At 45.6% G+C, this 8911-nt stretch carries 9 protein-coding genes; 2 read left to right on the top strand and 7 right to left on the bottom strand.

The window, feature by feature from the left end; all coding sequences use genetic code 11:
* Positions 1 to 456 precede the first annotated feature (456 nt).
* The 5 genes from RN22_RS20095 to yiaY form a co-directional block, all read right to left on the bottom strand.
* On the bottom strand, positions 457 to 735 hold the full coding sequence (locus tag RN22_RS20095) for a hypothetical protein (RefSeq protein WP_002542472.1): 279 nt from the start codon (positions 733 to 735) through the stop codon (positions 457 to 459).
* Positions 736 to 860: 125 nt separating this feature from the next.
* Positions 861 to 1277 carry a GNAT family N-acetyltransferase gene (locus RN22_RS20090; RefSeq protein ID WP_046307133.1) on the bottom strand — a complete coding sequence of 139 codons (417 nt, stop codon included), beginning with the start codon at positions 1275 to 1277 and terminating at the stop codon, positions 861 to 863.
* A gap of 66 nt (positions 1278 to 1343) precedes the next feature.
* On the bottom strand, positions 1344 to 2648 hold the full coding sequence (locus tag RN22_RS20085; protein WP_046307131.1) for a mechanosensitive ion channel family protein: 1305 nt from the start codon (positions 2646 to 2648) through the stop codon (positions 1344 to 1346).
* Positions 2649 to 2726: 78 nt separating this feature from the next.
* Positions 2727 to 3032 carry a DUF6482 family protein gene (locus RN22_RS20080; protein ID WP_046307129.1) on the bottom strand — a complete coding sequence of 102 codons (306 nt, stop codon included), beginning with the start codon at positions 3030 to 3032 and terminating at the stop codon, positions 2727 to 2729.
* A gap of 97 nt (positions 3033 to 3129) precedes the next feature.
* A complete protein-coding gene (yiaY, locus tag RN22_RS20075; RefSeq protein WP_046307127.1) occupies positions 3130 to 4278 on the bottom strand; it encodes an L-threonine dehydrogenase in 1149 nt (382 codons plus the stop codon).
* Between the two features lie 452 nt (positions 4279 to 4730).
* Here yiaY and RN22_RS20070 point away from each other — a divergent pair, with 452 nt between their 5' ends.
* Positions 4731 to 5780, top strand: coding sequence for a M28 family metallopeptidase (locus tag RN22_RS20070; protein ID WP_046307126.1), 1050 nt, complete (start codon positions 4731 to 4733; stop codon positions 5778 to 5780).
* A gap of 65 nt (positions 5781 to 5845) precedes the next feature.
* Here the strand turns inward: RN22_RS20070 and RN22_RS20065 are convergent, their stop codons facing one another.
* A complete protein-coding gene (locus RN22_RS20065) occupies positions 5846 to 6040 on the bottom strand; it encodes a hypothetical protein (RefSeq protein WP_002542479.1) in 195 nt (64 codons plus the stop codon).
* Positions 6041 to 6368: 328 nt separating this feature from the next.
* Here RN22_RS20065 and RN22_RS20060 point away from each other — a divergent pair, with 328 nt between their 5' ends.
* A complete protein-coding gene (locus RN22_RS20060) occupies positions 6369 to 7502 on the top strand; it encodes a DUF5666 domain-containing protein (protein WP_046307125.1) in 1134 nt (377 codons plus the stop codon).
* 63 nt (positions 7503 to 7565) lie between these two features.
* Here RN22_RS20060 and RN22_RS20055 read toward each other — a convergent pair whose 3' ends face one another.
* Positions 7566 to 8375, bottom strand: a complete 810-nt coding sequence (locus RN22_RS20055; RefSeq protein WP_046307123.1) for a DUF1796 family putative cysteine peptidase — start codon at positions 8373 to 8375, stop codon at positions 7566 to 7568.
* Between the last annotated feature and the right edge of the window lie 536 nt (positions 8376 to 8911).

Genomic DNA, 8911 nt, shown 5'->3' with positions numbered 1-8911 from the left:
TGTGATCGCGGCGTTCCTTTGCAGGTGTAGTCACCTCCATCAAAAAGGAACAACAAAGAGCACGGCGTCAGTCAACTCGCCCGAAGGGAGGCCCTCAATGCGAGCATCTTCAGGTTGTTTGGGTATATAAATGAACTCGGATGAAACTCGCGGTAGGTGAAAATCTGGAGTTGTAGGATGCCGATAAAAAAATGTTTCCCTGTCCAATCAACGGAGGATCGATAGGACAGAGAAACCAACAACGACAGCAAGGAGTAAACGTAACGTTTGCAGAAGTTCTGCATGCGCACGCCATACTCTTAATAGCAACCATCTTGCCAACTTTTTAACTAACTGATTTATAGATGATTAGTATTGAAATGGGTTTGTATGGAGAAGAGATATGATCATCGTCGGTGCAGAAGATGCACCGACTTTGCACTTTGATTCTGGAGGGGTTTTCGTTGTTTCGCTGAGTTACTTCACGCGCATGATGCAGTGTTCGATATCACCCACTTTAACGCTGATCGATTGAGACAGCTTGAGGTATTCCAGCTCTTCGAGGACATCATCGGGATAGCCTTGGTCAACCATCCAGTCCATAGGCTCACGGAAAGAATCTTCGGAAACAATCAAAGAGTCATTCAACAATTGATTCTCGCGAATGCTCACAATCCACACTCGCCCGCGATACTCAAAAAAGTCATTGAGTGTGTCGGCGAGAGAGTCATTCACTTTACCCCAAAATGTACCCATCGTATTTGGCTATCCTTCAACTAAACGACTGAAGATTTGTATGTTTCAAACGCTGAGTTTAAAGAATATACCGTACGGAATTAGATTCAAACGCTCATTCTCTAGGCGTGGGACATGGCACATAGTTAGGGAAAATCTGCGAAGTTTATCGACATTTTGAAGTAAGGAATGTCGCCTTTATAAAAGCGTTCTCCCGATGGTTTCATCCCGAATTTTCGGTATATCCCCATGGCAGCTTCGCGAGCGTCACACCAAAACATCGATACACCACGTGCCTTCATTTCTTTAAACGCTGCATTCAGTACCGAAGACCCAACACCTTGACCTTGATACGCCGTTAATGCTGCAAATTTTCGCAAGCGCACCACTTCACCATCAAAGAACAAAGACGCCACACAAATCAGCTCCTCATTGGCGTAAGCCCCTAGATGAAGGGCTTCATCGTCCCCTTCCGCTTTACAAAACTCAGGGGGTTTGTCTGGCCACAGCACTCTGTGACGAATGTCGATGGTTTCCTGCCAACTGATGTGTCGAATTTCCATTTCGGTTTTCCGTATCAAAGTCTGGTAACACATTACCATGTCAAAGCAGATCTTATGAGTGGAAAGCTACTGTCCTATCTGGTCACCAATCGGCGCGGCATTATTCTGCTGACTACCCAATCCGATATTGACTGCATCATGGCCACCAAATGACTGGAAGGGTCGTAAACCAAACATCGGCATGATGGCGTAGATATGGTCGAAGATGTCTGCCTGCACGCCTTCATAAAACACCCAGTCCGTGTTGTTCACAAAAGCATAAACCTGAAGCGGCAAACCTTCCGCGGTAGGTTCCAATTGGCGCACCATACACGTCATGTAATTATGAATATCCTTGTGTGCGCGAAGGTAAACGGCAAGATAGGCGCGAAATACTCCAACGTTAGTCATTTGACGAAGGTTCGCGGCGTGGTGGACATCTTCAAAACTCTCGTTGAATTCTTTGATCTCTTTCACCCGCTCAAACAAAAACTCGCGCAAGATTCGTATTTCTTTCAACGATTCGATCTCACCCTCGGAGAGAAAACGAATAGAAGTTAAGTCGATATGTACAGAGCGTTTTATACGACGACCACCTGAGTCGGACATTCCCTGCCAGTTGATAAATGCGCTCTGTACCAACGCGTAGGCGGGCAGCATGCTGATGGTGTTATCAAAGTTCCGCACTTTCACCGTTGTCAGAGAAATCTCCTCTACCGTGCCGCTTGCTCCGTATTCATCCATTTGAATCCAGTCATTCAGGCTGACCATACGGTTAGCGGAAAGCTGAATTCCCGCCACAAAACCCAAGATGGTGTCTTTGAACACCAACATGACAAGGCCTGTCGCCACGCCTAATCCACTGAGGAAAATGATGGGTGATTCGTTCGCCAGAATAGAAATACAGATCACGATGCCGACAAAGAAAGTGAAGAGCTTGATGAGCTGAACAAAGCTTTTGATTGGCATCCGGCGACTGATGCCTTTTAGGTAGGCAATATCATGAAGTGCATCAAGAAGCGCAAACATCATCCAGATAAACATCACGATAACAGCGATGCCAAGGCATCGGTCTGACATGGTCGCAAGCAAAGGATGATGGGTCAGAATAGGTGGAACCAAGACATCAAGAATCATTACTGGCACAAGCGCAGCGAGTTTTTCCAATACTTCATGCTTGGTTAGGCTGTTTGCCCAAGATTGCTTGTTTTTGCTGATGGCGTGATTGACGAATTTGACGATAACACGATGGACAAGAAGGTAGCTGATGCCCGCAATACCAATGGCAGCCAAGATAAATACCAAGGTAGGTTCGGCGCCGTAAGGGTCCGTATCGAACCCCATTTGTGTCAGTTTGTCGTTTACATACTTGCGAACACCATGATCTAACATCTACCGAACTCCCTTCTCTGACTTGATTGAGCGTATCAGTCAGGTTTCCTGTCCGGTGAGGCAATTTTGATACAGGGCTCAGTAAAGTCCGCAGTCCTTCAAAGGCACTTCCAGCGCGTTTGTTTCGCCTTTGGCTGGCGCCCCAACCATTTCGTCGTACGCGCTTTCCTGACGGAGAACCGTTTCTTTCGCTTTCAGATTTTTGCAGCACTTTTGAATTTCGATGAGCGAATGGGTTCGTAGGAAGTTACCGTCGTCATAACACACAAAGTGCTCTTCCCCATCAATGATGACAGAGGCCTGATAGAGGCAGAGGTCCAGAGAGTGGATAATGAGCTTGTCGATAACGAAGTATTTTTCGAGTTTAGTGAGTGGTGTTTTCATGGCGGCCTCCTGTGGTCAACAAAACGTTACGGGAGGCTTTGCTATATGGTTCAAAAAAGCCGCTTCGCAAAGCGGCTTTTTAGTCGTGCTGATGAGATTACATTGCGTTGCGGAAAATCTCGCAAATCTCTTCGTGCGTAGCTTGTTTCGGGTTAGTGAAACCACAGGCATCTTTCAGGGCATTGTCGGCCAATACTGGTATGTCATCTGCTTTCGCACCCAACACTTCCAGTCCTGCTGGAATACCTACATCTTTTGACAGTTCTTGAATGGCGTTAAGTGCTGCTTCTGCACCTTCTTCTGGTGACAATGCTTCAACGTTCACACCCATCGCTTTTGCAACGTCACGCAGACGGCTAGGACAAACCTGCGCATTGTAGCGCTGCACATGCGGCAGCAAAATGGCGTTACATACCCCGTGTGGAAGGTCGTAGAAACCACCCAACTGGTGCGCCATGGCATGCACATAGCCCAGAGATGCGTTGTTAAACGCCATACCAGCCATAAACTGCGCGTACGCCATTTGCTCGCGCGCAACCAGGTTCTGACCATCATTTACAGCGGTGCGTAGGTTTGCCTGAATAAGTTCAATCGCTTTAATCGCAACCGCATCAGTAATTGGAGATGCTGCAGTTGAAACATACGCTTCTACCGCATGAGTCAGTGCATCCATACCGGTCGCAGCAGTGAGTGATGCAGGTTTTGCCAGCATCAGCTCTGGGTCATTAACAGAAATCAACGGCGTGGTGTTCTTATCCACAATCGCCATTTTGATGTGACGCGCTTCGTCAGTGATGATGCAGAAGCGGGTCATTTCAGACGCCGTACCCGCCGTGGTGTTAATCGCAATCAAAGGCAACTGGGCTTTCGCAGATTGGTCGACACCTTCGTAATCACCAATATTGCCGCCGTTGGTTGCTACCAGCGCAATACCTTTTGCACAGTCATGGGGAGAGCCGCCACCAAGAGAAATCACAAAGTCACAGCCGTTTTCTTTCAAAATAGCCAGACCCGCTTCAACGTTACCAATGGTCGGGTTTGGCTGTGTGCCATCAAACACCGCAGTTTGCACATCGCGCTCAGTCAGAAGAGCCGCAACCTTTTCTACAATGCCGATTTCGTTCAGCACCTTGTCGGTCACGATCAGACCATTTTTGAAGCCGTGAGACTTAATGGCATCAGCGGCATCTACAAGGCAACCTGCGCCCATCAGGTTAACGGTAGGGATAAAAAATGCGCTCGTCATTGCGATTCTCCTGGAGTTGTTATTTGAATATGTAGGGTGCACGAATACGGATGTATTGACCTTGTACGTGCCTAATTTTTGTAACACCTCGATTGCGTGCAAGACTTTGATCTAGAACAATTCATTGTCCTATTTTTAATACACATCATACTGTAATTTGCGACAAGTCTCGTAATCACCATTTTTGATAAGCTCTGTTACGCACACTGGATCATCTTGTTCATCACAGTTTTTCTGAAAGGCGTGATAGTTTTCCTTCACTTGAATAACACCTAGTTCGTTTTCACACAGCCGTTCACCTATCTGATAGCACGTATATTTCATAAAACGCGCGACGAGTTAGCGGCTTATCGTGTCGAAAACAGATAGGACGGCGCTGGCTTAGTCGATAGTCTGAACGCTGGGCATTAAGCCCAACAAATCAAAAAAACCAATAAGAAACGGATGACGCAATGAAAGCTACGATCACACTCACCCTCATGGGTAGCATGCTGCTCAGCCACCCCACCTTCGCCAACGATTATGCGTGGGAACAACTCACTATCATGACTGACCCAGCAAAAGGGATTGGCGCAAGAAAAGCCGGTTCGGTAGAGGAAAAGAAAACCGCTGAATGGATAGCGGCGGAATGGACGAAACAAGGCTACCAGCCGGAAATGCTGACATTTGATTTCGAGCTTGATAAACAGAAGCTTCAATCTCAAAACGTACAAATCACCATCCAGGGTGAATCAGATAAAGTGCTGCTCATCGGCGCGCATTATGACACCAAAGGGGAAGACAAAGGCTCTCTGGGTGCAACCGACAACGGTTCTGGTGTGGTTGCTCTATTGGCTGTTTCAAAAGCACTGGAGGGTAAAACTCTCCCCTATACCCTAAAGCTTGTTGCTTTTGGCGCTGAGGAATATGGATTAAATGGCTCTAAGGCTTACATTCAGGATAAAAGTGCCACCGCAAATCTGATCGGCATGATCAATCTCGACACCATTATCGGCGGTGACATTCTCTATGTTCACAGCGCTCACTCAGAACCTTACAAATGTGATTATGCGCCTGAGATTAATTACAACGCCAGTACCAAGGTTCGCTCTGCCCTTAAAGCAGTCTCTGATAAGTTGTATGGCGAAAATGCGCATATCTTGCACCCAACAGTGAAAGGATACCCAGAGGGTGAAACGGGGGGTTGGTCTGATCATGCCCCTTTTGCTTGCATAGGTGTGCCAATTGCCCAGTTTGAAGCCACAAACTTTATGATTAACGGTGAAAACGGAAATGATGGTTACTCACAGACGACCCATAAAGATCTCTGGACATGCTTTGATTCGAAGACCATAGGTGCTTGTGACAGCGAAAAAGAGCAGGACTGGGGGAAAATCTGGCATACCCGTTTCGATAGACTGGACGAGCTCACACCCCGTTTTGGCGACAAGCTAAAAAAACAACTGGATCAGAATATTCAAGTGTTGATCAGCTTCGCGGAACAAGCCAATAACTGGATGTAGCCATCTCCCAAACAAAAACAGCGACGCTTTGGCGTCGCTGTTTTTGTTGAAGGCATGAAGACAAGTTAAATGATCTCGTCAATACCACCGGTTCCCGCTCGGCGATCGGCAGATACCCGTCGGTCATAACCTTGGAATTTTCCTCGATTCTTGCGTCGATCACTTCTATCGCGCCTGTCCATGACATAAACGCCATTGACCAGCTTGGTGTCCGCCACAAGAGTCGCCTCTTCAAGTTCTTCGTATGGCAAAATTTTCATGTGTATCGCTCAATGTGGTTTAAAAGACCAATCTACTAACATATTTATTTTCAAACAGACCGACCAGATTTCAACCAAGATCCGTCTTCTGTTATTTCATTTCTCAATTGAGAACGCATGTCTCAAGTGTCATACCTAAATCTTATCAATTCTGTCAGAGTCAGTGACCCAAGCTATTAACGGTAACCGACTAAAAACACGGGGTAGATAAATCAAATACATCCTGAATTTCTTGTCAAAACCCTGACAAATACCCCGCAAATCCTCGGACATAAACAGTGCTAGATTCCGCGCCAGCAGACACTATCTGGTTATCAAAGGCATTTTAATGAAACGTTTAGCACTATTTCCTGCACTTGCTCTAGCTTTGACGGCTTGTGGCGGTGGAAGTTCCAGCAGTAATGACACGTCGACTTCACCCACATCGGTAGAAGGAAAAATAGACGCTGTTAACCACACTCAATCTACCATCAGTGTGAATGGGCGACAGTATCAGGTCTCAGCGCTGAACTATCAGGGACACACTCTCGAAACCGACGTGCTGGCACCTGAAATGATGGTTGCGCTGAATACTTCGACCCGCGCGCAAGACAGTGCAAACGTGGAACTTGACCCGACGTTCACCGGAAAAATCACAGATATCAGTGGCAGTACCTTCAAAGTTAATGGCGTAGCACTGCAGTTTGATCGCTTATCAAACCGCATCAAGGAAGGCGATTGGGTGATGGTATCGACTTTACCTACTGCAAATGCCGGTTATAAAGTGCTGAGCGTTATTCAGTTTGAATACGATGCAAACGGAATGGTTGAAGCGGAAGGCCGAATCTCAAACGTTGATTTCAACAATAACTCTTTCCAAATTGGCCCATCGTTGAAAGTATGGTTTGACCAAAACCTGATCAATCCATCACACAAACTTCGTGATGGCGCTTGGGTTGAAGTGTTTGGTCGCTTCAATGAATCAGACAGCACCCTGTCTGCTGAAAAGATCAATATCAAAGCATTCAACGGTGTCTTAGGCCGTGGAGAGGTAGAAGGCGTGGTCACTTGGGTTGCCAACGACAAAAGCCGTTTTGAGTTGAACTACCGCGGTATTTTCGACATTCCCCCGTCGACCAAGTTTGAGGATGGCACCAAGAACGACCTGCGCCCTGGCGTTGAAATCGAGGTGGAATACGTCAATCAGGCGCACCGCACTATCGCAAAAGAAATTGAGTTTGATGATGATTTTGACTTTGATGTCGACTGGAAAGATTTTGAATTTGAAGTAGAAGGCTACGTCACTGACATCGATGCGGAATCAGAAGCTTTCACCATCAATGGAAAAACGGTTTCTACTGATGCCAACACCGAATACGAAGACGACCTGACCTTTGATTCACTCCTCGGCGAGAAAGTGGAAGTCGAAGGTATTATTGTTGGTAACAAGTACGTCGCCCGCGAAATTGAACGAGAAGACTGAATATCAACAGAAAGGGTTGGCTAGCGCCAACCCTTTTCGTTTATACCCAATTTTATTTTGGCGTTATTTCCCGTATAAGCCTGTCATGATCAGCTTAAAGCAAAAGTCATCAAACGCATTTTCATAAAGAACACCGGTACTTTTACCTTGTGCATCGAATCGAATAAAGAAAACATCATCATCAACTTTTTCATATTCAACTGAATTTTCACGCTCCGTGTAATGGTCAACAACGACAAACTTAGTATTCTGGTTTTTTGCTTTTAGGTAGTCTTTCAGCTTAGCGACCGACTCCAAGCCTTGATCCTTTGGCATCACAAATTGTTTATCGAAACCCTTAGCCCAATTAACCCTTTTATCTGGCTCATTGATCAAGGTGATGAGGTAGCAACTTGGCTGCTGAGACGCCACCAAGGTACTAAGCCTTTCACAACACCTTTTGAGGTAATCATAATTGGCTTCACTGGCCAAAGGATTGCGGTGATTAAATAAGTCATCATGATAGTGAGAGTGTCCTGCAGAACCCTTCCCTCGTTTGGGAACGATTAAATCCCTGTCCAAATACTTACTAAAACCATCTTCTAAGCAATCCAATATGATATCTGGGGAACTGAATACCCAGTCAAATGGATAAGAAGCATCCTTGAGTCCTACTTGCTTGAGATACCATGCGGAGCTGCAATTTTCTCCCAGTGATACGAACTTTGTTTCTCCAGTAGGGTTTCCTATAAACTCAGACAATTCTGCCTTCGCTTTTCCTGCTTCATGAATCGTCTGATAGACCTCCTGGCTAGACCGTGCCGAGGTAAAATCTCTGTCGCTGTCGTCGCCATGGATGAGATTTGCCAGTTGGCTCTTAATTTTACTGAGCACTTATCTCTCCTGAATAGAATAACCTTTGTTTTATTATTGAAACCTCTAATATATCCAAACAACCTGAATTCGAGCATCTTCAGATTGTTTGGGTATAGAGCACTTTCGAAAAGGTCATCTATCGTGACCCTAGATATATCTTAGTGCTTTTTCGTAACAAGAGGCTTAAAGCCAGCGTCTAAAGCCGCCGTTTTTTACGTAAAAATAAAGCCGAAGTCGATGAGGATTACCACCAGCATATTGATAAGTTAGAGCTTGGGCATGAATTATCCATATTTTTATCACCTTGTGTATTAAATGACCGTCACAGTTTATGAGCACCCTTAGTTATTCATTAACTTTCACAAAAATGATATATGCAACTAAACCATCATCAACCTGATAGTAAACTTGGTAAAAACAAAATTTGATAAGACGTTATTTTTGAATTTTGACTTACGAAGGAATTAAGGGAAGCCTAGTTTTAAAACCCATTAGCCGAACGCCGTATACATAAACTAGCCTAGAGCTTTCTCTCATTTTCCCTCCTTCGATTA

Origin of the sequence: Grimontia sp. AD028, from assembly GCF_000973155.1 — a bacterium.
Lineage (GTDB): Bacteria > Pseudomonadota > Gammaproteobacteria > Enterobacterales > Vibrionaceae > Enterovibrio > Enterovibrio indicus.
This window is presented reverse-complemented; position numbering and strand designations above follow the sequence as displayed.